Raw genomic sequence first — 23,649 nt, 5'->3', positions numbered from 1 at the left:
GCCATGCAGGTGCACACTAAATTCAGTTGAACAAGCCGTAGAAGAATAGACGGATGCTATCCCACATGCGGCGGAAGATACCACCTTCCTCGACAGCGTCCAGAGCGATCAGATCAGCGCTGTGCACCACCTTGTCGTCCAGTTTCACTTCGACTTTACCGATCACGTCGCCCTTGGCGATTGGCGCGACCAGCTGCGGGTTCATGGTCATGCTGGCAGCGAGCTTTTTCAGCTGGCCTTTTGGCAGGGTCATGGTCAGGTCTTCAGCCAGACCGGCCTTGACCTGGTTGGTGGAGCCTTTCCAGACCGGAGCCTGAGCCAGCTCGGTGCCCTTCTGATAGAAGGTCTGGGTTTCGAAGAAGCGGAAACCGTAGGTCAGCAGCTTCTGGGTTTCGGCGGCACGGGCCACTTCGCTGTTGGTGCCGAAGACCACGGCGATCAAGCGCATGCCGTCACGTACGGCCGAGGACACCATGCAGTAGCCGGCTTCGTCGGTGTGGCCGGTTTTCAGGCCGTCGACGGTCTTGTCGCGCCACAGCAGCAGGTTACGGTTCGGTTGCTTGATACCGTTCCAGAAGAACTCTTTCTGCGAATAGATCGCGTAGTGAGCCGGGTCTTCATGGATGATCGCGCGAGCCAGCACAGCCATGTCGTGAGCCGACGAATAGTGCTCAGGGTTCGGCAGGCCGGTCGGGTTCATGAAGTGGGTGTTGGTCATGCCCAGGTCGGCGACGGTCTTGTTCATCAGGTCGGCGAAGGCGTCCTCGCTACCGGCGATGTGCTCGGAGAGCGCGACACTGGCGTCGTTGCCTGACTGGATGATGATGCCGTGAAGCAGGTCGCTGACAGTGACTTGCGAGCCGACCTTGATGAACATCCGCGAACCGCCGGTGCGCCAGGCGTTTTCGCTGACGGTCACCGGATCGTTTTCGCCGATCTGGCCACGACGGATTTCCAGAGTCGCGATGTACGCGGTCATCAGCTTGGTCAGGCTGGCCGGTGGCAGACGCTGGTCACCATTGTTCTCGACCAGCACGTTGCCGCTGCTGGCATCCATGAGCACATAGGCCTTGGCAGCCAGTTGTGGTGGCGAAGGCATCATCTCGACCGCGAAGGCGGTAGGTGAGAGGAGCAGCGGGACTAGCAGGAACAGGCGTTTGGCAAAGGTGGTGATGTTCATCCGTCTCTCGAAATCGCTAATGGAAACTTGCCCAAGGGCAAAACTAATCAAATAACCTTCTAACGGGTTATCGCGTGTTCAGTTGCTCACTCCAGTCACCCTTGCCGGGCTTTTGTTCTTCGACGAGCCAACAACCTGATTCACCCCCCAATCGCTGGTGAATCGTCAATCAAGTTCTACGTACTGCTTACTCTGTGACCACACTTGGTGAGCCAAGGTTGGCCAGCCGCACACTGTTCTGCACCTGCTGGATTTCACCCGGCGATCCGATCGGGCCCAGGCGAACCCGATGCAGGGTCTGCTGATTGCGCACGATCGAGCTGATGAACACCGGAGCGCTCACCATCCCGCTGAGCTTCGATCTCAGGAGTTCTGCAGCGTCCGGGTTGGCGAACGCGCCCACCTGCAGATACTGGCCAGAGGCTGGTACAGAAGCGTTTTTTTTTGCATCAAGCTGCACCGGCACCACCGCGGCGGCGTGTTGCTGCGGCGGCGGCGTCCATTGTTCAACGGTGCCGGCCGAAGCCGTGATCACCGGGGCGCTATTCTGCGCGACTTTCGGTTCGTTGAGCATTAATGGTGCCGGACGGCCCTTGGCAGCCCACCATTGCTGCGGGTCGATGCCTTCGACCTTGACCCGCGCGGTGCCGGTTTCGGCGTAACCGAGTTTCTTGGCGGCAGCGTAGGACAAGTCGATGATCCGGTCCGAATAGAACGGCCCGCGGTCGTTGACTCGCAGGATCACGCTCTTGTTGTTGTCCAGGTTGGTCACCCGGACGTAACTTGGCAGTGGCAATGTCTTGTGCGCGGCACTCATGCCGTACAGGTCATACACTTCACCGTTGGCGGTGTTCTGACCGTGGAACTTGGTGCCGTACCAGGACGCCGTACCCGACTGCACATAGGTCCTGGACTCTTGCAGCGGGAAGTAGGTCTTGCCCAGCACGGTGTACGGGTTGGCCTTGTACGGGCCGGTGTGCAGGGTCGGCGTGGCGTCCGGGATACGCGAAACATCGACATCCCACCATGGCGCGCCATCCTTGTGGGCCCGGTTGATGTCCAGCCCCGGCGTCGTGCGCACAGCGGCGGTGCTGGTCTTCTGGGCCGGCGCGCGGCTGGTCGAACAACTGGCGACCAACACTGCCAGCGCGGCGAATGCCATCAGCTTCAGGGGTTTATTGATAGGCAATGCCCGCATTACTTGACGCCCCGTGCTTGGACCAGCTGTTCAGACAGTTGATGTACGGCCATGGCGTACATCACGCTGCGGTTATATCGCGTGATCGCGTAAAAATTCTTCAGGCCCATCCAGTATTCGGAGCCATTGTCGCCTTCCAGGCGGAACGCAGTAACCGGCATATCATCGCGCAGCGCATCATGACTTGACCACCCCAGGGCTCGCAACTCCCCGACGGATTTCGTCGGCTCGATTCCTGTGGTCAAGCCTTCGTCGACCTGATCGCCACGAACATCGGCGCGGCTGACCACCGGTTCGCCGGCGACCCAGCCATGACGCTTGAAGTAACTGGCGACACTGCCGATGGCATCGTCCGGGTTGGTCCAGATATTGATATGGCCATCACCGTCGAAATCCACCGCATAGGCGCGGAAACTGCTCGGCATGAATTGCGGCAATCCCATGGCGCCGGCGTAGGAGCCTTTGAGCGTCAACGGATCGACCTGCTCTTCGCGGGCCAGCAGCAGGAACTCACGCAATTCCTTGCGGAAAAACTCGGCACGGGGAGGATAGTCGAAACCCAGGGTCGACAAGGCATCGATCACCCGGAAATTTCCGGTATTACGGCCAAAAAAGGTTTCAACGCCGATGATCGAGACAATCACCTGGGCCGGCACGCCGTATTCCTGCTCGGCACGGGCCAACACCGCTTCGTGCTGACGCCAGAAATCCACACCCCGGGCGATGCGCGCATCGGTGATGAACATCGGGCGATATTCGCTCCACTGCTTGACCCGTTCGGCGGGCTTCGAGATGGCGTCCAGAATCGACTGTTTGCGCTCGGCCTCGCGGAACACGCCCATCAATTGTTCACCGGCGAAACCGTAGTCGCGGGTCATTTCACCGACGAACTCGGCCACCTGGGGTGAACCTTCGTAGTCGCCGGCCAACGCTTCCTGCATGGTGCCAAGGATGCTTACCAGGCCGACCCATGGCGCGTATCGAGTCGCCCAGCCACGCATTACTTGCATTGAAAATTTCACCTTATTCAAACCTGCGCGATCCACTTGCGATGGGTATGGATCGACATCAAAACCCCAAACGCTGACAGTAGCGTCACCAGCGAAGTTCCTCCGTAGCTAATGAAAGGCAACGGCACCCCCACCACCGGCAACAGGCCACTGACCATACCGATGTTGACGAAAACATAAACAAAAAACGTCATGGTCAGGCTGCCCGCGAGCAACTTGCCGAACAATGTCTGCGCCTGGGCGGTAATCACCAGGCCGCGGCCGATCAACAGCAGGTAGATCAGCAACAGCGCGCAGATCCCCACCAGGCCGAACTCTTCACCCATTACGGCAATGATGAAGTCGGTATGGCTTTCCGGCAGGAAGTCCAGGTGCGACTGGGTGCCCAGCAACCAGCCCTTGCCGAACACACCGCCGGAGCCGATGGCGGCCTTGGACTGGATGATGTTCCAGCCGGTACCGAGCGGATCGCTCTCCGGGTCGAGGAACGTCAGGATTCGCTGCTTCTGGTAGTCGTGCATGATGAAGAACCACATGGCAACCGCCACGGGAACGGCGGCGGCCAGCACGCTGAGAATCCAGCGCCAGCGCAGGCCACCCATGAACAGCACGAATGCGCCGCCGGCCAGGATCAGCAGCGAAGTGCCGAGGTCCGGTTGCCGCACGATCAGAATGAACGGCACACCGATCAGCATCAGGCTGACGCCCACATGCTTGAGCTGGGGCGGCAAGGTGCGCTTGGACAAATACCAGGCAATGGTCGCCGGCATCAGGATCTTCATGAATTCCGAGGGCTGGAAGCGAATCACCCCGGGAATGTTGATCCAGCGGGTGGCGCCCATCGCGTTGTGGCCCATGATGTCCACCACCAGCAACAGCATCACCCCGACCACGTAGCCCAGCGGCACCCAGCGCGCCATGAATCGCGGCTCGAACTGGGCGATGACGATCATCGACACCAGGCCGATGCCGAACGAAGTGGCTTGCTTGCCCAGCAGATCCCAGCTCTTGCCGCTGGCCGAATACAGCACGAACAGACTGCCGGCGGCGAGGGTCAACAGCAGGATCAGCAGCGGGCCGTCGATGTGCAGGCGTTGCAGCAGCGTCGCACGGCGGCGCATCACATCCTCGCTGGAGAGCATGCGATCGAAGTTATTCATCACGGGCGGTAGCCTCTGCACTGATAGGGCTGGCGTATTCGGGCTTCAACCGACCGTCCTGGTCCAGGAGCCAGGCGTCCATGACCTGACGCACCACGGGAGCTGCCACGCCGGAACCGGACTCGCCGTTCTCGACCATCACCGAGACCACGATTTTCGGGTCGTCGGCCGGCGCGAAGCCGACGAACAAGGCGTGGTCGCGATGGCGTTCCTGAACCTTGGAACGGTCATACTTCTCACCCTGTTTGATCGCGACCACCTGGGCCGTACCCGACTTGCCGGCGATTCGGTATTGCGCGCCGATCGAGGCTTTGCGCGCCGTACCACGGGCACCATGCATAACCTGCTGCATGCCATGGTTGACCTTGGTCCAGTCCGACGGGTCGCGCAGGATGATGTCCGGCATCGGATTCTCATCCACCGGCTTCACGCCCTCGATAGTCTTGGCCAGGTGCGGACGATTCCAGATGCCTTTGTTGGCCACCAATGCAGTAGCCTGGGCCAGTTGCAACGGAGTCGACTGCATGTAGCCCTGGCCGATCCCCAGAATCAGCGTTTCGCCCGGGAACCATGCCTGGCGGCGGGTCGCGCGCTTCCATTCGCGGGTAGGCATCAGACCCGGTGATTCCTCGAACATGTCCAGGGAAACCTTCTGGCCGATACCGAACTTGGACAGGTACGACGACAACCGATCGATCCCCAGCTTGTGGGCAAGGTCATAGAAGTAGGTGTCGTTGGAACGCATGATCGCCGTGTCGAGGTCGACAAAACCATCGCCGGTGCGGTTCCAGTTGCGGTACTTGTGATCGTAGTTGGGCAGCATGTAGTAACCGGGGTCGAACACTCGGGTCGACGCCGTCACCACGCCGGCATCCAGACCGGCAATCGCCACCGCGGGCTTGATGGTCGAACCCGGCGGGTACAGGCCACGCAGTACGCGGTTGAACAGCGGCCGGTCGATGGAGTCGCGCAGCTCGGAATAGGCCTTGAAGCTGATGCCGGTGACGAACAGGTTCGGGTCGAAACTCGGCTGGCTGACCATTGCCAGCACTTCGCCGGTTTTCGGGTCCAGCGCTACCACCGCGCCACGACGACCACCGAGCGCAGCTTCGGCGGCTTCCTGCAATTTGATGTCCAGGCTCAGGACAATGTCCTTGCCGGGAATCGGATCGGTACGCTTGAGCACCCGCAGTACGCGGCCCCGGGCGTTGGTCTCGACTTCCTCGTAACCCACCTGGCCGTGCAACTCCGGCTCGTAAAAACGCTCGATGCCGGTTTTACCAATTTGATGGGTGCCGCTGTAACTCACCGGATCCAGAGTCTTCAGCTCTTTCTCGTTGATCCGCCCCATGTAACCCACCGAGTGCGCAAAATGCGCACCCTGCGGATAGTGACGGACCAGTTGCGCGACCACTTCCACCCCTGGCAGGCGGAACTGATTCACGGCAATTCGCGCGATCTGCTCTTCGGTCAACTCGAACAGGATCGGCACCGGCTCGAACGGCCGACGCCCCTGGCGCATGCGTTTCTCGAAAACCACCCGATCTTCAGGCGTCAGCTCCAGAACCTGGACGATCACATCGAGCACTTGCTGCCAATCGCCAGAGCGCTCGCGGGTCATGCTCAGGCTGAAACTGGGCCGGTTGTCGGCAATGACGACACCGTTGCGGTCGAAAATCAGCCCACGGGGCGGCGGAATCGGCTGCACATGGACGCGGTTGTTTTCCGAGAGTGTCGAGTGGTACTCGTACTGGATCACCTGCAGGAAATACAAACGCGCGATCAGCACCCCGATCAGCGCCACCACTGCAATGGCCCCGAACACGACGCGGCCACGCACCAGACGGGCGTCTTTTTCGTGGTCCTTGATGCGGATCGGCTGGGACATGAGGGCAGAACTACTTGTGGTAAGGGTGACCGGACAGCACGGTCCAGGCACGGTACATCTGTTCGCCAATCAGGATCCGCACCAGCGGGTGCGGCAAGGTCAGCGGCGACAACGACCAGCGCTGGTCAGCCCGGGCACAGACTTCCGGCGCCAGCCCTTCGGGGCCGCCGACCATGAAGTTGACCGTACGCGAGTCCAGCCGCCAGCGATCGAGCTCGACCGCCAGTTGCTCGGTGCTCCAGGGCTTGCCATGGACTTCGAGAGTGACAATCCGCTCGTTCGGCCCGACCTTGGCCAGCATGGCTTCGCCTTCCTGACGGATGAAACGGGCCACGTCGGCGTTCTTGCCACGGGTATTGAGCGGTATTTCCACCAGTTCCAGCGCCAGCTCGGACGGAAGACGCTTGGCATATTCGTGCCAGCCTTCTTCCACCCATTTGGGCATGCGTGAACCGACGGCGATCAGTCGCAGTCGCACAGCGTTCCCTTATTCCTGGTCTTTGTTGAGCTTGTTGAAGTGCTCGTGACCAACTTCAGGGCTGTGGTGCTTGCCATCGGCCGCACGGCTCTGCTCGGCACCTTTCCACAGACGCTCCAGGTCGTAGAACTGACGGGCGTTGGAGGTCATCATGTGGACGATCACGTCGTCCATGTCCAGCAGCACCCAGTCGCTGTCGCCCTTGCCTTCTTCACCCAGCGGCTTGATGCCCAGGGCTTTGACGGCCTCGCGGACCTTGTCCAGCATCGCGCCGATCTGGCGGTTGGAGGTACCGGTGGCGATGATCATGTAGTCAGTGATGCTCTGCTTGTCGCGAACATCGATCACCAGCACGTCCTGGGCCTTGACGTCTTCCAGGGCGGCTACGGCGATCTTGACCAGCTCGTCGCCTTTAGGCGGCTCGGCGGCGAGGACCTTTTCCGGCAGCGGGGCACTCTTGAATGTGCCTTTGCGTTTTACTTTGCTTTCGTTGTTGCTCGTCATATAAAACTCGTTTTGCTCGTTTGTTCGGGCGCTTCAATACACGTTGTTGCCACGTGCCTTGAGGCACTCCTATTCAGTTCGACGCACGGTAGAGTCCGTGCGCATCGATGTAGGCCAGGACCGCGTCGGGCACCAGGAAACGTACCGACTTACCGCTGGCCAGCAGTTGACGGATCTGGGTGGCGGATACCGCGAGCGGTGTCTGCCAGACGAATGCAATCTGTCCGCTCGGCCCTTTGAGGGCCAGCGGGTCGCTCACCGAGCGCGCTGCCAGCAGGTTGCGCAAGGCATCCGGCGGTTCGCTGTCGGCATCCGGGCGTTGCAACACCAGGATATGGCAATGCTGGAGCAACTCTTCCCAGCGGTGCCAAGTGGGCAGGCCGCAAAAAGCGTCCCAGCCCAAAAGCAGAAAAACCTGGTCGGATACGGCCAGTTCGGCGCGCATCAGCTCCAGGGTATCAATGGTGTAGGACGGTTTGTCCCGCTGCAATTCGCGGGCGTCCACCACCAACGGCGCCACACCGGCCACCGCGCACTCGACCATCGCCAGACGGTCTTTTGCCGACACCTGCGGCTTGTCCCGATGGGGCGGCCTGGCACTGGGTGTCAGACGCAGCTCATCGAGCGCGAGTGTTTCGGCGACTTCCAGCGCACCGCGCAAATGGCCGATATGCACCGGGTCGAACGTCCCGCCCAGCACGCCAATCCGGCGAGGGGCTGGCTCGCTGGCGGTGACCGGGGCTGACGGGTCGAAGTCGCCCAAGTCAGGCCGGCTCCTGTCCGCGCAACTGCCCGTCGCCGACCACGATGTACTTCTCGCAGGTCAGTCCTTCGAGGCCCACCGGGCCGCGGGCGTGCAGCTTATCAGTAGAAATGCCGATCTCGGCACCCAATCCGTATTCGAAGCCATCGGCGAAGCATGTCGGGGTATTGATCATCACCGACGAGGAGTCGACTTCAGCCACGAAACGCCGGGTGTCGCCCTGGTGTTCGCTGACAATCGAATCGGTGTGATGGGAACCGTAATGGTTGATGTGCTCGATGGCTTGTTCGAGCCCGTCGACCACGCGGATCGACAGAATCGCCGCCAGATACTCGGTGCTCCAGTCTTCCTCGGTGGCCGGCACGGCTTCGATGATCGCCCGGGTGCGTTCGCAACCGCGCAGTTCGACGCCTTTTTCGCGGAACTGCGCAGCCATGGCCGGCAGGAAATCCTTGGCAACGGTTTGATCCACCAGCAGCGTTTCCATGGCACCGCAGATGCCATAACGGTAAGTCTTGGCGTTGAACGCAATGCGCTGGGCCTTGGCCAGGTCGGCGTGCTCGCTCACGTAAACGTGGCAGATGCCGTCCAGGTGCTTGATCACCGGGACGCGGGCGTCACGGCTGACGCGTTCGATCAGGCCACGGCCGCCGCGCGGCACGATGACATCGACGTACTCAGGCATGGTGATCAGCGCGCCGACGGCAGCGCGATCGGTGGTTTCGACCACTTGCACCACCGCGGCCGGCAGATCGGCCTCGGCCAGGCCGCGCTGAATGCAGGCGGCGATGGCGCGATTGGAATGAATCGCCTCGGAGCCGCCACGCAGGATGGTCGCGTTACCGGATTTCAGGCACAGGCTCGCGGCATCGATGGTCACGTTCGGCCGCGACTCGTAGATGATTCCGATCACGCCCAATGGCACGCGCATCTTGCCGACCTGAATACCGGACGGACGGAAGCTCATGTCGCGGATCGCGCCGACCGGGTCCGGCAGGGCTGCAACCTGACGCAGGCCGACGATCATGCCGTCGATACGCGCCGGGGTCAGCGCCAGGCGTTCGAGCAGGGCCGGCTCAAGACCATTGGCGCGACCGGCGGCCAAATCCTGTTCATTGGCCGCCGCCAGCTCGGCGCGGGCAGCGTCCAGCGCGTTGGCGGCGGCCTGCAGGGCGCGGTTCTTCTGCGCGGTACTGGCACGGCCGATCACGCGGGAAGCTTCGCGGGCAGCGCGACCCAGGCGGGTCATGTAGTCAAGAACGGACTCAGTCATGGTCTGGCGTGGTCTTTGATTAGGTCTTGGTAAAGAGTAAAGCGGCAGATTATAGCTGTCGCGCCCACCGACTAACAGCGGTGACGGGCGGATGGTCGAAATGGAGGGCAATTTGCCGATGTTCAGCCGGGATTAAGCTGCAAATTGTTATCATCACGACTCATTCAGCCCTGACAAATGCCGGTCATCATGTCCAATCTGACTGTTCGAGCGTCCGCCGCGAACCTGCCCACGGGCCTCCCGGACGCGTTTTTCGACCGTGACGCGCAAATTCTGGCCCGGGATTTACTGGGCAAAGTCATTCGCCATCGGGTTGGCGACCTGTGGCTCAGCGCCCGGATCATCGAGACCGAAGCCTATTACTGCGCGGAAAAAGGCAGCCACGCGTCTCTCGGCTACACAGAAAAGCGTAAGGCTTTGTTTCTGGATGGTGGCCACATCTATATGTATTACGCCCGGGGCGGCGATTCACTCAATTTCAGCGCCCAAGGGCCCGGCAACGCCGTCCTGATCAAGTCCGCCTATCCGTGGGTCGATGAACTGAGCGGGCCGGCCAGCCTGGCACAGATGCTGTTGAACAATCCCGATGCCCAGGGCCACCCTCGCCCGTCACAAAAGCTCTGCGCCGGGCAAACCCTGCTCTGCAAGGCGCTCGGCCTGAAAGTGCCGGTGTGGGACGCCAAACGCTTCGACCATGAGGTGCTGCTGGTGGAGCACGTCGGCCAGACGCCGGCCCACATCATCCAGACCACGCGCCTGGGCATCCCCCACGGACGCGATGAACACTTGATGTACCGCTTCGTCGACGGAACCTACGCAGCTTACTGCACGCGCAACCCGCTGCGTCGGGGGCAAGTCGAAGGTCGCGATTATTTTGTGCTGCCCTGAAATTGACTCGGACTCGATGCAAACAGAACCCCCCTGTGGGAGCAGGCTTGCCCGCGAAGGCGGAGTCTCAGGCGACCTCAATATCGACTGAAAGGGCCTATTCGCGGGCAAGCCCGCCCCCACAGCGGTCAGTGGCGTATTCAACGTTGCACTTATCCCCTCGAAGCAATTGAACATTTGATGGAGTGGTTTTTATGGGCCCATGGCTCGATAGCGTGACCGGATGGCTGGCGGTCAACCCGCAATGGCTGGCAGCAGCGGTATTCATCGTGGCCTTTGTGGAATGCCTGGCGATTGCCGGGCTGATCGTTCCCGGCACGGTGTTGCTGTTCGCCGTGGCGGTACTGGCAGGCAGTGGCGCGCTGACGCTCAGTGAGACGCTCTTGCTGGGGTTCGTCGCCGGGGTACTGGGCGACGTCATTTCGTATTTCCTGGGGCGGCACTTCCATCAGAACATCCGGCGCCTGCCGGGCTTGCGCCATCATCCGGAATGGATCGCCGGGGCCGAGTCATACTTCCAGCGCTACGGCATCGCCAGCCTGCTGGTCGGGCGCTTTATCGGTCCCCTGCGGCCAATGCTGCCGATGGTGGCCGGAATGTGCGACATGCCTTTCCCGCGCTTCTTCGCTGTCAGCCTGTTGGCTGGCGCGGGTTGGTCGGTGGCTTATCTGCTGCCTGGCTGGGCCACGGGCGCGGCAATCCGCTTGCCGTTGCCCGAAGGTTTCTGGCTCCAGGCCGGGGTTGTTGCTGGCAGCATTGCAGTGATGGTCGGCTTGAGCGCGACCAGCAGCCTGCGCCGGCATCGCCGCGCGACGTTGTTCATTACCGGAATGAGCTTGCTGATTCTGACGGGGCTGTTTATCGGTTACTCGCACCTGACCGCCCTCGATCAAGGGCTGATGACGTTGGTACAGGAACACCGCAGCCCGATGCTCGATGAAGTGGCCGTGGTATTCACGCTGATCGGTGAATTCCGCAACATGCTGCTGTTCAGTGCGCTGCTGACCGGTTTGCTGCTGCTGATGCGGCAATGGCGGCACGCGATTTTCGCGGGCAGCACGCTGCTCTTCACGGCACTGGCCAATACCGCGACCAAATACTTTTTCGCCCGCGTACGCCCCGAAGTGTTGACCGACCCGCTGACCAGCTACAGCATGCCCAGCGGTCATGCATCTGGCTCCTTCGCACTGTTCCTGACCCTCGCCGTCCTCGCCGGCCGCGAACAACCGCCGCGTATGCGCTTGACTTGGTTGCTGGTGGGCTGTTTGCCAGCGCTGGCCATCTCCCTCTCCCGCGTATACCTCGGTGCCCACTGGCCGACGGACGTATTGGCCGGGGCGATGCTGGCGGCTTGTGTATGTGCAGCGAGTTTGTGGCTGGGTCAGCGTCAGGCACCACTCAATGCCATGCCGCCGAAAGTCTGGTGGTTGCTGTTGCCGGCACTGGCGGCGTTGTTCGGATTCTTCGTGTTGCGGCATTTGCCGCATACGATGTTGAGATATGCCTATTAAATTAGTTACTTACACCGCACATCCACTTACCCCCCCAAAAAAAATAATCCCGATCGCAATGATCGGGATTATTTTTACAAGCAATTATTTGACCTTTAAACTTTGAAGCGACCCATCAACCTGAAACAATAAATGTTTAATTCTAAAGCGGAAGCCCATTCACAAAGTCTCCAGCGCGCTTCTCAAGGTATTTATCCAAGCGCCCATAATATTCTCGGAATACGGTATTAAGCTCTTTGTCTACCTTATCCCTGACGTCAACATATCTGACAGCCGGATTAATCTTAATCAACTCATCGCCTATATCACGCCAGATAACGGCCTGAATGATAAAAGATTCTTTCTCCTGCGAGGGATGAACCAACCTCGCTTCAACAACATTATTACTCATAATTCAAACTCTCCTTGTTACTATTAACCCCAAACCCGGGGCACACGGAGAACTTAAATAAATCAACTCACCACCACAAGGACTTTAAGCTTTGAAATCAAAACAAAATAATTAAGCAAACAACTCACCCTGCAACTCATCCAACAATGCCTGGATCGCATCCAGTCGCTGCTGCGGATCATCAAGTTGCAACAAGTCGATCTTGTCCAGTTCGGCAAATGGCAACAGGTACGCCAACTGATTGGCCAGTGACTGTTGCCCGGTCGCTTCGGTGCCCATGTTCAAGGCTTCGACCATCGGGTGTTCAGCCAGGGCCTTGAGCAACGCCACCAGATCGGCGTCCTCGTCCTGCAGCGGTTGCTCCGGCTCATCTTCCAGCCACTCGACCTCAGCCACGGTCAACTGATCGCGCTGCACTTCGGTACGCAAAACGTGAAAGCGTCGACCGCCCTGGACCCGAATCCCCAGCAGGCCGTTGTCCTGCTGTTTGAAATCGGTGATCAGCGCTTCACAGCCCACCAGCGCGTAGCCGGCCGGGGCGATCCCGACTTCCTCACCGTCAAGGATGCACACCACACCGAAACCGCCGCCCTGTTTCATGCAGCGGCCGATCATGTCCAGGTAACGCGCCTCGAAAATCTGCAAGTCGAGGATGCAACCGGGAAACAGCACTGTGTTGAGCGGAAAAAGCGGCAGACTCATAGACATTTCCTTACACCACCATCGACACCGCCAACGGCAGTAATACCGCCGTGGCCACGCCCATCAAACTCATCGCCAGCGCCGCGAAGGCGCCGCACTCTTCATTTTCCTGCATCGCCACCGCCGTGCCGACCGCGTGGGCGGTCATGCCCAGCGCCATGCCCCTGGCTTCCGGGCTGTGCACGCCCAGCCGGGTTAGCAGGGCCGGACCGAAAATCGCGCCGATCACACCCGTAATCAAGACGAACACCGCTGCCAGCGCCGCGACGCCACCGATCTGTTCAGCCACCAGCATCGCAATCGGCGAGGTCACCGACTTCGGCGCCATGGTCATCAGGATCATGTGCTCGGCACCGAATGACCAGCCCAGCAACACGCCCATCCCCGTGGCCACCACCCCACCTATCACCAGCGTAGTAAATATCGGCCAGAACAACTGCCGAATCCGTCGCAGGTTGAGATAAAGCGGCACCGCCAGCGCAACAGTGGCCGGACCGAGCAGGATGCTCAGGATCTCGGTGCTCTTGCGGTACTCGGCGTAAGTCAGGCCGCAGCCCACCAGCACGCCGATCACCAACAACATGGAGACCAGCACCGGCTGCAAAAAGATCCATCGGGTTTTTTCGAATGCCGCCAGGACGAGTTGATAGGCGCCCAGGGTAATGCCGATACCAAACAAGGGATGATGAATCACCGACGTCCAGGCGCCGTGCCAGTCGAAGATCATTGGCTGTCCTCGGAGCGAGCGTGCCCCTTGACCATGCGCTGCATCAGCACCCCGGCGAAGGCCATGGAAAGCAGCAGCGACAACACCAGCGCACCGACAATGGCCCAGAAGTCAGCCGCGATGTCAGCGGCGTAGACCATCACGCCCACGGCCGGCGGCACCAGCAACAGCGGCAGGTAGCGCAGCAGGCTGCTGGCCGCCAGGTTCAGTGGCTCGCCGACCTGCCCGCGGCAGATGAGGTACACCAGCAACAGCAGCAACCCCACAATCGGCCCCGGCAGCACCGGCAAGAACAAATGATTGATCGCAGTGCCGAGCAATTGGAACAGCACCAGCCACGTCAGGCCCCGTAACAGCATCAAAAATCTCCCGCAAAATCCGTCACCCGCATTGGCAGGGCATTATAAGCATGCTCGCGCTATAGACCGGCATTCGCCAAAAGCATGGTCAGTTGACCGGAGCGTTTGGCCATGTTGATCTAAAGTAGTAAGCCGGGAGGTCAGATCCCCGCAAGCCAAAACTATAAAACCGATGAACCCAAGGAGAGTCTCAATGCCCTATGTTCCAGTTGCAGAGCTCAAAGATTATGTCGGCAAGGAACTTGGACGTTCCGAATGGCTCACCATCGATCAGGACCGCATCAACCTGTTCGCCGAAGCCACAGGGGATTTTCAGTTCATCCACGTCGACCCGGTCAAGGCCGCGCAAACGCCATTTGGCAGCACCATCGCCCACGGTTTCCTGTCGTTGTCGCTGATTCCGAAACTGATGGAAGACATCCTCGTCATGCCCGAAGGCTTGAAGATGGTAGTCAACTACGGCCTCGACAGCGTGCGCTTCATCCAGCCGGTCAAGGTCAATTCGAAAGTGCGCCTGAAGGTCGACCTGACCGAAGTCATCGAGAAGAAACCCGGCCAATGGCTGCTCAAGGCCACCACCACTCTGGAAATCGAAGGTTCGGACAAACCGGCGTACATCGCCGAACCCCTGTCCCTGTGCTTCGTATAAACCGTCCCGGATGCGAAGCAGCTCATGCTGTTTCGCGCCCTCACGCGGTACCTCGCCCTGTATAAGGTCACATAGCTGCGGCATACTCCCTCGCCTAATTGCCCGGAATCCGCTATGCGCCCACTTGCACTCCTTGTCTTGACCCTGATGCTCACCGGTTGCGGCGACGGCGAATCGCCATTGCCTCCCGACGCACGCCTGCCGGACGGCGGACGCTATCGTGGTGACCTGGTCAATGGCTTGCTGCAAGGCAAGGGGCGTATCGACTACCCGAACGGCAGCTGGTATGCCGGAGAATTCGACAAGGGCCAGTGGCAGGGCCAGGGCGAATGGCATGGCAGCAATGGCGAAGTCTATCGCGGGCAGTTCAATCAGGGACTGTTCGACGGCCAGGGGGCATTGACCACCAACGCCAGCAGCTACAGCGGCGGCTTCAAGGCCGGTCGGCGCAACGGCGAAGGAACCCTCAAAGAAAACGGCATGAGCTATCGCGGAGAATTCAAGGCCGATCAATACGCCGGCCTGGGTCGCCTCGAACTCGAAGACGGCAGCTCCTATCAGGGCCAGTTCGCCCACGGCAAACCCAATGGCGAAGGCCAGCGCGGCGACGGCAACGGCAATCAGTTCACCGGGCACTTCGTCGACGGCCAGCTGGAGGGCAATGGGACTTTCAACAGCGCCGATGGCGACATCTATGTCGGCAGCTTCAAGAACAATCAACTGCACGGCAAGGGCCGCTACGAAAACGCCGATGGCGATGTCTGGCTGGGACAGTTCAAGGAAGGCTCGCTGAACGGCAAGGGCGAGTTGATCGGCACTGACGGCAGCCACTACATCGGCCAGTTCAATGACTGGCGTTTTTCCGGCCAGGGTCGCCTGAACCTGTCCGACGGCAGCTTTTACACCGGCCAGTTCGACAACGACAGTTACCAGGGGCGCGGCACATTGGTGTTGACCGACGGCACCGTGCTCAGCGGCACCTGGATCAACGGCCAGCGCGTGCGCGACGCCGAGGGCAAACTGTTGCCGGACACACTCGAACTCGGCCTGCTGGCACAGGGGCGCTTGCTCGACGCAGCGCTGGCCAACATTCCGCCCTCGACCCCAACGGTGGAGCTGTATTCGTTGACCCTGGGCGGTGACGGCAAGCAAAGCGTGTTTCTGCGCGAATCCGACTACGTCGCCAATATGCTCTCCACCCGTTTCGGCGCCTTCGGCCAGATCCGCCTGGTGAACCATCGTGACCACCTCGCCGACCGCCCGATGGCTACCCGGGAGAACCTGCGCCGCGCGGCCTTGGCGCTGGCCGAACGCAGCGGTCCGGAAGACCTGATTTTCATCTACCTGACCAGCCATGGCACCAGCGAACACGAACTGGTACTGGATCAGCCGCGCATGGAACTGGCCGATCTGCCGGCCGACGAATTGGCCGCTGTTCTCGCCCCGCTGAAAAATCGCGACAAGATCATCGTGATTTCGTCCTGCTACTCCGGCGGTTTCATCCCCGCCCTCAAGGATGAACGGACCCTGATCATGACGGCCTCGCGGGCCGACCGAGTGTCCTTCGGTTGCTCGGAGGAAGCCAACTTCACTTACTTCGGCGATGCCCTGTTCGCCCGGGCCCTGAACCAGACCGATGACCTGGAACAAGCCTTTAAACTGACCAAGGCCAGCGTCGCCGAACGTGAGCTGGCGGACGGTTTCGAAGCGTCCGAACCCCAGATCTGGGCACCGAAAACCGTCCTCTCGCATTGGCAGCTACTGCGTAAACAGCAGGCACGAAAAGCCCTGCAAAGTGCGTCCATCGAAAGCAAGGATGCAAACAGCAACTAAGCTGAATAGTATCAAGGGAGAAACACTATGTACTTGACGCCTCAGCACGTATTACTTGCCGGAGCCACCGGACTGACCGGTGAACATCTGCTCGATCGCCTGCTTAACGAGCCAACGATTTCACGGGTATTGGCCCCCTCACGCCGTCCATTGGCCAAGCACCCGCACCTTGAAAACCCCGTCGGCGACCCGACGGAGTTTCTGCCGCAGCTGAACGGCCGTGTCGATATCGCCTACTGCTGCCTGGGCACCACCATCAAACAGGCGGGCTCGGAACAGGCGTTCCGCGCGGTGGACCTGGACATGGTCGTGGCCTTTGCCAAACGCGCACGGGAGATGGGCGCACGGCACCTGATCGTGATCAGTGCCCTGGGAGCCGATCGCAGATCCTCGATTTTCTACAACCGGGTCAAAGGTGAAATGGAGTACGCACTGCGCGCGCAGGATTGGCCGCAGCTGACCATTTGCCGCCCTTCGCTGTTACTGGGTGATCGCACCGAACCGCGACTGGGCGAGAAAGTCGCCGGCCCGTTGTCTCGGCTGATCCCTGGCAAATACCATGGTATCGAAGCCTGCCAACTGGCTCGCGCGATGTGGCGCCTGGCGCTGGAAGAGCAGGATGGGGTCAGGATTGTCGAGTCGGATGAGCTGAGGAAGTTGGGCAAGTAAACCGCGAACCTGTGGCGAGGGGGCTTGCCCCCTCGCCACAACGCTCTCTTACAATCCGCCCGTCGCCTGAAAACTCACTCCTATCACCGTCAGCAACGACAACGGCAACAGCAGCGTGTCGAGCAACGCACTGGCCGGCAGATCAACGCCCGGATAGCTCGGCGCTTCGGCACCGAAACGGTCCATCGCACAGCACCCACCGTTCAACGCGTACAAATCCAGGCGAGTCCCCGAGTAAACCACCGGCGCCCCCGGTTTGGCTGCATCGAGGGTGCGCGCCGTGGCGCACCCGGCCAATTGCAGCGCCAGCACCATCACCAGCAGCTTATTCATCGTTGGTCAAATGATGCTCGCCCCAGCGCGGCAACATGTCCTGAGGAATATTCAGCAGGTTGAGGATCCGCGCCACGACGAAATCGATCAGGTCGTCGATGGTTTGCGGCTGATGATAGAAACCCGGCGACGCCGGCAGGATCGTCACACCCATGTTCGACAACTTGAGCATGTGCTCCAGGTGAATGCTCGAATATGGCGCTTCACGGGGCACCAGAATCAACTGCCGACGCTCTTTGAGCGTCACGTCTGCGGCCCGTTCGATCAGGTTGTTGCAGGCACCGGTGGCGATGGCCGACAACGTGCCCGTGGAACACGGCACTACCACCATCGCCGCAGGGGAGCCGGAACCCGAAGCCACCGGCGACATCCAGTCTTCCTTGCCGTACACCCGAATCTGCCCGGCGGCAGCCCCCGTGTATTCGGTGAGGAACGCCTGCATCAACTGCGGCCTGGCTGGCAGCGTGACGTCGGTTTCGGTGGCCATCACCAACTGCGCGGCCTTGGAAATCAGGAAGTGCACTTCACGATCTTCCCGCACCAGGCAGTCGAGCAGGCGCAAACCGTACTGGGCGCCCGAAGCGCCGGTCATTGCCAGGGTGATGCGGTCCGGGCCGGTGTTCATTTGAGCGCCTCAGCCAGTTTGCCGTGCAGGCCGCCGAAGCCGCCGTTGCTCATGATCACCACGTGAGTACCGGGTTGGGCCTGGCTCTTCACGCGCTCGATGATGCCTTCCAGGGAATCGCTGACAATCGACGGCACGGTGCACAGCGCCGCGGTGCCCGCCAGATCCCAGCCGAGGTTGGCCGGTGCGTACCAGATCACTTGATCGGCATCGACCACGCTTTCCGGCAATCCGTCACGGTGCGCGCCAAGCTTCATGGAGTTGGAACGCGGCTCGATGATCGCGATCAACGGTGCATCGCCGATGCGCTTGCGCAGGCCATCCAGCGTGGTGGCGATGGCAGTCGGGTGGTGAGCGAAGTCGTCATAAATGGTGATGCCACCCACTTCCGCGACTTTTTCCATCCGCCGCTTCACGCTTTTGAAGGCGCTCAACGCGGCGATGCCCATGGATGGCACTACACCGACGTGGCGTGCAGCAGCCAGGGTCGCCAGAGCGTTGGCGACGTTGTGCTGGCCAGTCATGTCCCACTCGACCACGCCCTGGGCGACACCTTCGAACATCACTTCGAACTTCGAGCCATCTTCACTGAGCAACTTGACTTGCCACTGACCACCGGCACCGGTGGTTTGCACCGGTGTCCAGCAGCCCATCTCGATGACGCGCTGCAAGGCTGGCTCAGTGGTCGGATGAATCACCAGGCCTTCGCTCGGAATGGTCCGCACCAAGTGATGGAACTGCCGCTCGATGGCCGGCAGGTCCGGGAAGATGTCCGCGTGATCGAACTCAAGGTTGTTCAGGATTGCGGTGCGCGGGCGGTAATGTACGAACTTGGAGCGCTTGTCGAAGAACGCACTGTCGTATTCGTCGGCTTCGATGACGAAGAACGGCGTATCGCCCAGGCGCGCGGACACCGAGAAGTTTTGCGGCACGCCGCCGATCAGGAAACCCGGAGCCATGCCCGCATGCTCCAGCACCCAGGCCAGCATGCTGCTGGTGGTAGTCTTGCCGTGCGTACCGGCAACCGCCAGCACCCAGCGACCTTGCAGCACGTGATCGGCCAGCCATTGCGGGCCGGAGACGTAAGGCAGGCCTTTGTTCAGCACGTACTCCACCGCCGGGTTGCCCCGGGACATGGCGTTGCCGATCACCACCAGATCGGGGGCCGGATCGAGTTGCGCCGGGGCGTAGCCTTGGGTCAATTCAATGCCCTGGGCTTGCAGCTGAGTGCTCATCGGCGGATAGACGTTGGCATCGGAGCCGGTCACGTGATGGCCCAACTCTTTGGCCAGAACCGCCATCGAGCCCATGAAAGTCCCGCAGATACCCAGAATATGAATGTGCATTAGTCGACCTCTTAAAACATGGCCGCAGGTTAGCTTAGGGTAGGAAAAATCGCACCTGATGTTTCAGATCTGAAGACGCCTTCGTCGGATCGCCGCCCGGAGCAAGCCCGCTCCCACATTTTGCTCGCAGGTGTTCACTATAAAACCAATGTGGGAGCGGGCTTGCTCGCGAATGACCGCGACACGGTTTACCGGGCGATACCGTGCTTACGCAGCTTGCGATACAGGGTGTTGCGACTGACCCCTAACTGCTCAGCCGTATTCGTCATGTGCCACCGCGTCTGCCCCAGCGCAGTGAGCAACGCCAGCCGCTCGGCATCCTCCAACGGATGCTCCGATGGCTCCTCGATAGCCTGCGCCACCGCCGGCCTGGCCGAACGAATCATCGCCGGCAAATCCTCCAGCCCGATCCGCCCGCCTTCACACAACGCCGCCAACGTACGCAGCACATTTCGCAACTGCCGCACGTTGCCCGGCCAGGCGAACCCCAACAAGGCTTCCCGCGCCGGCCCGTCGATCAACACAGTTTCTCCGCCCGCCTCCTCGGCCAGCAAAAAGTCGAGCAACCGGGATTTGTCACTGCGCTCACGCAACGGTGGCAACGCAACTTCCAGCCCGTTGAGGCGGTAATACAAATCCTCGCGGAAGCTGCCGTCCTGCACACGGTCCAGCAAGTTGCGGTGAGTGGCACTGATGATCCGCACGTTCACCGATTCCGGCTCGCCGCCGATCGGCACCACTTGCCGGTCTTCGAGCACCCTCAGCAAGCGCGTCTGCAAGGCCAGTGGCATGTCACCGATTTCATCGAGGAACAAGGTCCCGCCATCGGCCTGTTGCAACTTGCCGCGCATGCCTTCCTTGCGCGCACCGGTAAAGCTGCCGCCGCGATATCCGAACAGCTCGCTTTCGATCAAGCTTTCGGGAATGGCCGCGCAATTGAGGGCGACAAAGGCTTTGTCCGCTCGCTGGCTGGCATGGTGCACCGCTTTGGCGAAAGCCTCCTTGCCGGACCCGGTTTCGCCGTTGATCAGCAGCGGCACGTCGCGCTCGTAGACGCGCAAGGCCTTGCGGAAGTCCGCCTGCAACGTTGCGTCATCCAGGCAAATGCCCGACAGGCGCGGCGCTTGTGCAACCTTGACCACCGGCGCCAACGGGGTCGGCAGCGGCCGCCGAGCCTCACCGCGCAATACCGCGAACAGCTTGCGACCATCACGGGTGCGCAACGGCCAACTGGCGGCGGCATTGGTGCTCGCGCGACCGAGCAACTCATCGAGCGAGCAATCGAAAAACGCTTCCACCGGCTTACCCAGTAAGCCGCCGCGAATATGTCCCAGCAGGTTCAGCGCACTCTGGTTGACCGCGCAAATGCGCCCTTCCCCGTCGAACGCCAGCAAGCCTTCGCTGAACAGACCGACGGACTCGGCCTGCAGGTGAAAACGCAGCAACCATTGATTGTCGAAGCAGCGCAGGAAGTAGCAGCTCTCGATCATCTTCGCCGACAGGTTGACCAGCGCCATGGTGTGGAACTGGCTTTGCCGCGACACATCGCGCCGCGCCGACGACACATCAAGCACCGCCAGCAATTCGCCATGGGGATCGAAGACCGGGCTCGCCGAGCAGGTCAGGCCGGTGTGGCGGCCGCGAAAGTGTTCATCCTGATGGATAGTCAGCGACTGACGCTCCACCAGGCAGGTGCCGATACCGTTAGTGCCTTCACAGGCCTCGCTCCAGTCGGCACCGAGCCAGAGGCCGGCGCGTTCGAAAATCTGCCGTTCGGCGGGCGCGGTGACGCAGTTGAGGATCACGCCGCGGGCGTCGGTCAGCAACACTGCATGACCGGCGCCGGAAAGTTGTTGATGCAGGCTGGTCATTTCATTGCCGGCGATGTGCAGAACCTGCTGCAAGCGCTCGCGGCTTTCCAGGACACGGCCATGTTCCAGCACCGTTGGCGCGATGCTCAGGGCCGGATCGAGGTGATAGTCCTCGAGGCAGCGCAGCCATGAGCGGGCGATGGACGGATCGCTGCCGGGACCGTGCAAGTGGGTCTTGCCCTGGGTCACCGTCATTACTTGCTGGGCATGGCGACTCAAATGGTTGTCGTGCATTTCTTATTATTCTCCCAGAAAGATCTGGCTCGCCTCCGTGTAGCAGCTGCCGCAGGCTGCGTTCGGGCGCGGAGCGGTCGTAAAACCTGTGTCCCGGATTTCATTGCCGAACCGAGGCGAGTGCTTCGCCCTCGAACGCAGCCTTCGTCAGCTGCTACATGTGCATTGCGTTATGTGATGCCGAGCATCCTCCAGCCTGACCCGCATTGCAATGCCGGCAAGACCGCTCGGTCACACACCGTGCCAAAAACGGTACAAAGTGTCACGAGGGCTGTACCGAAAGCGCCACAAGCCAACCCCGTTTGTCCGACAAAAACTACGCAAGGCCTTGATTTACCTGGCATGCAAGGCACTGGCCCGGCCCTTGCTCTACGCTTAAAGCAAGCGCACATGCGCGACTCCCTATAAGCACAAAAGCAAGGAGAGACCACCATGCGTTACGCTCACCCCGGTACTGAAGGCGCTATCGTTTCGTTCAAAGCCAAATACGGTAACTACATCGGCGGCGAGTTCGTCGCGCCTGTCAAAGGTCAGTACTTCACCAATACCTCGCCAGTGAATGGCCAACCGATTGCCGAATTCCCCCGTTCCACGGCCGAAGACATCGACAAGGCCCTGGACGCTGCCCACGCGGCGGCCGATGCCTGGGGCGCCACGTCCGCCCAGGCACGCTCGCTGGTGCTGCTGAAAATCGCCGACCGCATCGAACAGAACCTCGAACTGCTGGCAATCACCGAATCCTGGGACAACGGCAAGGCCGTGCGTGAAACCCTCAACGCCGACATCCCGCTGGCCGCCGACCACTTCCGCTACTTCGCCGGTTGCATCCGTGCCCAGGAAGGCAGCGCCGCCGAGATCGACGGCAACACCGTGGCCTATCACATCCATGAACCGCTGGGCGTGGTCGGGCAGATCATCCCGTGGAACTTCCCGATCCTGATGGCCGCCTGGAAACTCGCCCCGGCACTCGCCGCCGGTAACTGCGTGGTACTCAAGCCTGCCGAGCAAACCCCGCTGGGCATCACCGTGCTGGTCGAACTGATCGGCGACCTGCTGCCACCGGGCGTGTTGAACATCGTTCAGGGCTTCGGTCGCGAAGCCGGCGAGGCCCTGGCCACCAGCAAGCGCATCGCCAAGATTGCCTTCACCGGCTCGACCCCGGTCGGCTCGCACATCATGAAATGCGCGGCAGAAAACATCATTCCGTCCACCGTGGAGCTGGGCGGCAAATCGCCAAACATCTTCTTCGAAGACATCATGAAGGCCGAACCGTCCTTCATCGAGAAAGCTGCCGAAGGCCTGGTGCTGGCGTTCTTCAACCAGGGCGAAGTCTGCACCTGCCCTTCCCGTGCCCTGGTGCAAGAGTCGATCTACGACGAGTTCATGGCCGTCGTGATGAAGAAAGTCCTGCAAATCAAACGTGGCGACCCGCTGGACACCGACACCATGGTCGGCGCCCAGGCGTCCGAGCAGCAATTCGACAAAATCCTTTCGTACCTGGAAATCGCCAAGGGCGAAGGTGCCGAGCTGCTGACCGGCGGCAAGGTGGAAAAACTCGAGGGCAACCTGGCAAGCGGGTATTACATCCAGCCGACGCTGCTCAAGGGCACCAACAAAATGCGTGTGTTCCAGGAAGAAATCTTTGGCCCGGTGGTGAGCATCACCACCTTCAAGGACGAAGCCGAAGCCCTGGCCATTGCCAACGACACCGAGTTCGGCCTGGGCGCCGGACTCTGGACCCGCGACATCAACCGCGCCTACCGCATGGGTCGCGCCATCAAGGCCGGGCGCGTATGGACCAACTGCTACCACCTGTACCCGGCGCACGCCGCGTTCGGTGGCTACAAGAAGTCCGGCGTCGGCCGTGAAACCCACAAGATGATGCTCGACCACTATCAGCAGACCAAAAACCTGCTGGTGAGCTACGACATCAATCCGCTGGGCTTCTTCTAAAAACCGGGGGCGACACAGGTATTTCTGTGTCGCCCTTTCTACCACCTTCGCGAGCAAGTCGAATCGTCGCACCGCCGCTCCCACAAGGGGTTTGTGTAAACCCA

23 protein-coding genes are annotated in these 23,649 nt (G+C 60.8%); 6 read left to right on the top strand and 17 right to left on the bottom strand.

Going from position 1 to position 23,649, the window contains the following annotated elements; all coding sequences use genetic code 11:
• Positions 1-22 precede the first annotated feature (22 nt).
• The 9 genes from AC07W4_RS10250 to AC07W4_RS10210 form a co-directional block, all read right to left on the bottom strand.
• On the bottom strand, positions 23-1,180 hold the full coding sequence (locus tag AC07W4_RS10250; protein WP_495032326.1) for a D-alanyl-D-alanine carboxypeptidase family protein: 1,158 nt from the start codon (positions 1,178-1,180) through the stop codon (positions 23-25).
• Between the two features lie 187 nt (positions 1,181-1,367).
• Positions 1,368-2,378 (bottom strand): septal ring lytic transglycosylase RlpA family protein, encoded by a 1,011-nt coding sequence (locus AC07W4_RS10245; RefSeq protein ID WP_008052380.1) that lies wholly within the window; start codon positions 2,376-2,378, stop codon positions 1,368-1,370.
• Positions 2,378-3,388 carry a lytic murein transglycosylase B gene (mltB, locus tag AC07W4_RS10240; protein WP_495032325.1) on the bottom strand — a complete coding sequence of 337 codons (1,011 nt, stop codon included), beginning with the start codon at positions 3,386-3,388 and terminating at the stop codon, positions 2,378-2,380. Before mltB ends, AC07W4_RS10245 begins: the two co-directional genes overlap by 1 nt.
• 17 nt (positions 3,389-3,405) lie before the next feature.
• Positions 3,406-4,509, bottom strand: a complete 1,104-nt coding sequence (gene rodA / locus AC07W4_RS10235; RefSeq protein ID WP_218429799.1) for a rod shape-determining protein RodA — start codon at positions 4,507-4,509, stop codon at positions 3,406-3,408.
• A gap of 31 nt (positions 4,510-4,540) precedes the next feature.
• Positions 4,541-6,436 (bottom strand): penicillin-binding protein 2, encoded by a 1,896-nt coding sequence (gene mrdA, locus AC07W4_RS10230; RefSeq protein WP_008052377.1) that lies wholly within the window; start codon positions 6,434-6,436, stop codon positions 4,541-4,543.
• 10 nt (positions 6,437-6,446) lie between these two features.
• Positions 6,447-6,914, bottom strand: a complete 468-nt coding sequence (gene rlmH / locus AC07W4_RS10225) for a 23S rRNA (pseudouridine(1915)-N(3))-methyltransferase RlmH (protein ID WP_008052376.1) — start codon at positions 6,912-6,914, stop codon at positions 6,447-6,449.
• Between the two features lie 9 nt (positions 6,915-6,923).
• Positions 6,924-7,418, bottom strand: a complete 495-nt coding sequence (gene rsfS, locus AC07W4_RS10220) for a ribosome silencing factor (protein ID WP_007975896.1) — start codon at positions 7,416-7,418, stop codon at positions 6,924-6,926.
• 73 nt (positions 7,419-7,491) lie between these two features.
• A complete protein-coding gene (gene nadD / locus AC07W4_RS10215; RefSeq protein WP_008052375.1) occupies positions 7,492-8,181 on the bottom strand; it encodes a nicotinate-nucleotide adenylyltransferase in 690 nt (229 codons plus the stop codon).
• Position 8,182: 1 nt separating this feature from the next.
• Entirely contained in the window at positions 8,183-9,454 is a 1,272-nt protein-coding gene (locus AC07W4_RS10210; RefSeq protein WP_495032324.1) for a glutamate-5-semialdehyde dehydrogenase, read from the bottom strand.
• A gap of 189 nt (positions 9,455-9,643) precedes the next feature.
• Here AC07W4_RS10210 and AC07W4_RS10205 point away from each other — a divergent pair, with 189 nt between their 5' ends.
• A complete protein-coding gene (locus AC07W4_RS10205; protein WP_495032323.1) occupies positions 9,644-10,342 on the top strand; it encodes a DNA-3-methyladenine glycosylase in 699 nt (232 codons plus the stop codon).
• A 194-nt stretch (positions 10,343-10,536) separates the two neighbouring features.
• Positions 10,537-11,853, top strand: a complete 1,317-nt coding sequence (locus AC07W4_RS10200) for a bifunctional DedA family/phosphatase PAP2 family protein (protein WP_495032322.1) — start codon at positions 10,537-10,539, stop codon at positions 11,851-11,853.
• A gap of 142 nt (positions 11,854-11,995) precedes the next feature.
• Here the strand turns inward: AC07W4_RS10200 and AC07W4_RS10195 are convergent, their stop codons facing one another.
• From AC07W4_RS10195 to AC07W4_RS10180, 4 genes are all read right to left on the bottom strand, one after another.
• Positions 11,996-12,244, bottom strand: a complete 249-nt coding sequence (locus AC07W4_RS10195; protein WP_495032321.1) for a hypothetical protein — start codon at positions 12,242-12,244, stop codon at positions 11,996-11,998.
• A gap of 111 nt (positions 12,245-12,355) precedes the next feature.
• Complete coding sequence (locus AC07W4_RS10190; RefSeq protein ID WP_007998442.1) at positions 12,356-12,946, bottom strand: LON peptidase substrate-binding domain-containing protein; 591 nt, start codon at positions 12,944-12,946, stop codon at positions 12,356-12,358.
• Positions 12,947-12,956: 10 nt separating this feature from the next.
• Positions 12,957-13,673, bottom strand: coding sequence for an LrgB family protein (locus AC07W4_RS10185; RefSeq protein WP_495032320.1), 717 nt, complete (start codon positions 13,671-13,673; stop codon positions 12,957-12,959).
• Positions 13,670-14,032 (bottom strand): CidA/LrgA family protein, encoded by a 363-nt coding sequence (locus AC07W4_RS10180; protein ID WP_008052355.1) that lies wholly within the window; start codon positions 14,030-14,032, stop codon positions 13,670-13,672. The genes AC07W4_RS10185 and AC07W4_RS10180 overlap by 4 nt, the downstream gene beginning before the upstream one ends.
• A gap of 193 nt (positions 14,033-14,225) precedes the next feature.
• On the opposite strand from AC07W4_RS10180, the gene AC07W4_RS10175 reads away from it, so the two are divergent.
• The 3 genes from AC07W4_RS10175 (at position 14,226) to AC07W4_RS10165 (ending at position 17,183) form a co-directional block, all read left to right on the top strand.
• A complete protein-coding gene (locus AC07W4_RS10175) occupies positions 14,226-14,681 on the top strand; it encodes a MaoC family dehydratase (protein WP_046041672.1) in 456 nt (151 codons plus the stop codon).
• A 114-nt stretch (positions 14,682-14,795) separates the two neighbouring features.
• A complete protein-coding gene (locus tag AC07W4_RS10170; RefSeq protein ID WP_495032319.1) occupies positions 14,796-16,514 on the top strand; it encodes a C13 family peptidase in 1,719 nt (572 codons plus the stop codon).
• Between the two features lie 27 nt (positions 16,515-16,541).
• A complete protein-coding gene (locus tag AC07W4_RS10165; protein ID WP_495032318.1) occupies positions 16,542-17,183 on the top strand; it encodes an oxidoreductase in 642 nt (213 codons plus the stop codon).
• Between the two features lie 48 nt (positions 17,184-17,231).
• Here the strand turns inward: AC07W4_RS10165 and AC07W4_RS10160 are convergent, their stop codons facing one another.
• The 4 genes from AC07W4_RS10160 to AC07W4_RS10145 form a co-directional block, all read right to left on the bottom strand.
• Complete coding sequence (locus tag AC07W4_RS10160; protein ID WP_008052350.1) at positions 17,232-17,516, bottom strand: YceK/YidQ family lipoprotein; 285 nt, start codon at positions 17,514-17,516, stop codon at positions 17,232-17,234.
• A complete protein-coding gene (ubiX, locus tag AC07W4_RS10155) occupies positions 17,509-18,141 on the bottom strand; it encodes a flavin prenyltransferase UbiX (protein ID WP_495032317.1) in 633 nt (210 codons plus the stop codon). Before ubiX ends, AC07W4_RS10160 begins: the two co-directional genes overlap by 8 nt.
• The gene (mpl, locus tag AC07W4_RS10150) at positions 18,138-19,487 is read right to left on the bottom strand and encodes a UDP-N-acetylmuramate:L-alanyl-gamma-D-glutamyl-meso-diaminopimelate ligase (protein ID WP_495032316.1); all 1,350 of its coding nucleotides are present in this window, start codon (positions 19,485-19,487) and stop codon (positions 18,138-18,140) included. Before mpl ends, ubiX begins: the two co-directional genes overlap by 4 nt.
• Positions 19,488-19,675: 188 nt before the next feature.
• Positions 19,676-21,592, bottom strand: coding sequence for a sigma-54-dependent Fis family transcriptional regulator (locus AC07W4_RS10145; protein WP_495032315.1), 1,917 nt, complete (start codon positions 21,590-21,592; stop codon positions 19,676-19,678).
• 432 nt (positions 21,593-22,024) lie between these two features.
• Between AC07W4_RS10145 and exaC the strand changes: the two genes are divergently transcribed.
• Positions 22,025-23,545, top strand: a complete 1,521-nt coding sequence (exaC, locus tag AC07W4_RS10140) for an acetaldehyde dehydrogenase ExaC (RefSeq protein WP_150701619.1) — start codon at positions 22,025-22,027, stop codon at positions 23,543-23,545.
• Positions 23,546-23,649: the final 104 nt, after the last annotated feature.

This window comes from Pseudomonas sp. GW821-FHT02A08 (assembly GCF_059422045.1).
This window is presented reverse-complemented; position numbering and strand designations above follow the sequence as displayed.

Excerpts from the sequence above, each read along its gene's own strand:
- AC07W4_RS10250 (WP_495032326.1), bottom strand. The coding sequence starts at position 1,180 with ATGAACATCACCACCTTTGCCAAACGCCTGTTCCTGCTAGTCCCGCTG.
- AC07W4_RS10245 (WP_008052380.1), bottom strand. The coding sequence starts at position 2,378 with ATGCGGGCATTGCCTATCAATAAACCCCTGAAGCTGATGGCATTCGCC.
- mltB (WP_495032325.1), bottom strand. The coding sequence starts at position 3,388 with ATGCAAGTAATGCGTGGCTGGGCGACTCGATACGCGCCATGGGTCGGC.
- rodA (WP_218429799.1), bottom strand. The coding sequence starts at position 4,509 with ATGCGCCGCCGTGCGACGCTGCTGCAACGCCTGCACATCGACGGCCCG.
- mrdA (WP_008052377.1), bottom strand. The coding sequence starts at position 6,436 with ATGTCCCAGCCGATCCGCATCAAGGACCACGAAAAAGACGCCCGTCTG.
- rsfS (WP_007975896.1), bottom strand. The coding sequence starts at position 7,418 with ATGACGAGCAACAACGAAAGCAAAGTAAAACGCAAAGGCACATTCAAG.
- AC07W4_RS10210 (WP_495032324.1), bottom strand. The coding sequence starts at position 9,454 with ATGACTGAGTCCGTTCTTGACTACATGACCCGCCTGGGTCGCGCTGCC.
- AC07W4_RS10205 (WP_495032323.1), top strand. The coding sequence starts at position 9,644 with ATGTCCAATCTGACTGTTCGAGCGTCCGCCGCGAACCTGCCCACGGGC.
- AC07W4_RS10200 (WP_495032322.1), top strand. The coding sequence starts at position 10,537 with ATGGGCCCATGGCTCGATAGCGTGACCGGATGGCTGGCGGTCAACCCG.
- AC07W4_RS10195 (WP_495032321.1), bottom strand. The coding sequence starts at position 12,244 with ATGAGTAATAATGTTGTTGAAGCGAGGTTGGTTCATCCCTCGCAGGAG.
- AC07W4_RS10190 (WP_007998442.1), bottom strand. The coding sequence starts at position 12,946 with ATGAGTCTGCCGCTTTTTCCGCTCAACACAGTGCTGTTTCCCGGTTGC.
- AC07W4_RS10185 (WP_495032320.1), bottom strand. The coding sequence starts at position 13,673 with ATGATCTTCGACTGGCACGGCGCCTGGACGTCGGTGATTCATCATCCC.
- AC07W4_RS10180 (WP_008052355.1), bottom strand. The coding sequence starts at position 14,032 with ATGCTGTTACGGGGCCTGACGTGGCTGGTGCTGTTCCAATTGCTCGGC.
- AC07W4_RS10175 (WP_046041672.1), top strand. The coding sequence starts at position 14,226 with ATGCCCTATGTTCCAGTTGCAGAGCTCAAAGATTATGTCGGCAAGGAA.
- AC07W4_RS10170 (WP_495032319.1), top strand. The coding sequence starts at position 14,796 with ATGCGCCCACTTGCACTCCTTGTCTTGACCCTGATGCTCACCGGTTGC.
- AC07W4_RS10165 (WP_495032318.1), top strand. The coding sequence starts at position 16,542 with ATGTACTTGACGCCTCAGCACGTATTACTTGCCGGAGCCACCGGACTG.
- AC07W4_RS10160 (WP_008052350.1), bottom strand. The coding sequence starts at position 17,516 with ATGAATAAGCTGCTGGTGATGGTGCTGGCGCTGCAATTGGCCGGGTGC.
- ubiX (WP_495032317.1), bottom strand. The coding sequence starts at position 18,141 with ATGAACACCGGCCCGGACCGCATCACCCTGGCAATGACCGGCGCTTCG.
- mpl (WP_495032316.1), bottom strand. The coding sequence starts at position 19,487 with ATGCACATTCATATTCTGGGTATCTGCGGGACTTTCATGGGCTCGATG.
- AC07W4_RS10145 (WP_495032315.1), bottom strand. The coding sequence starts at position 21,592 with ATGCACGACAACCATTTGAGTCGCCATGCCCAGCAAGTAATGACGGTG.
- exaC (WP_150701619.1), top strand. The coding sequence starts at position 22,025 with ATGCGTTACGCTCACCCCGGTACTGAAGGCGCTATCGTTTCGTTCAAA.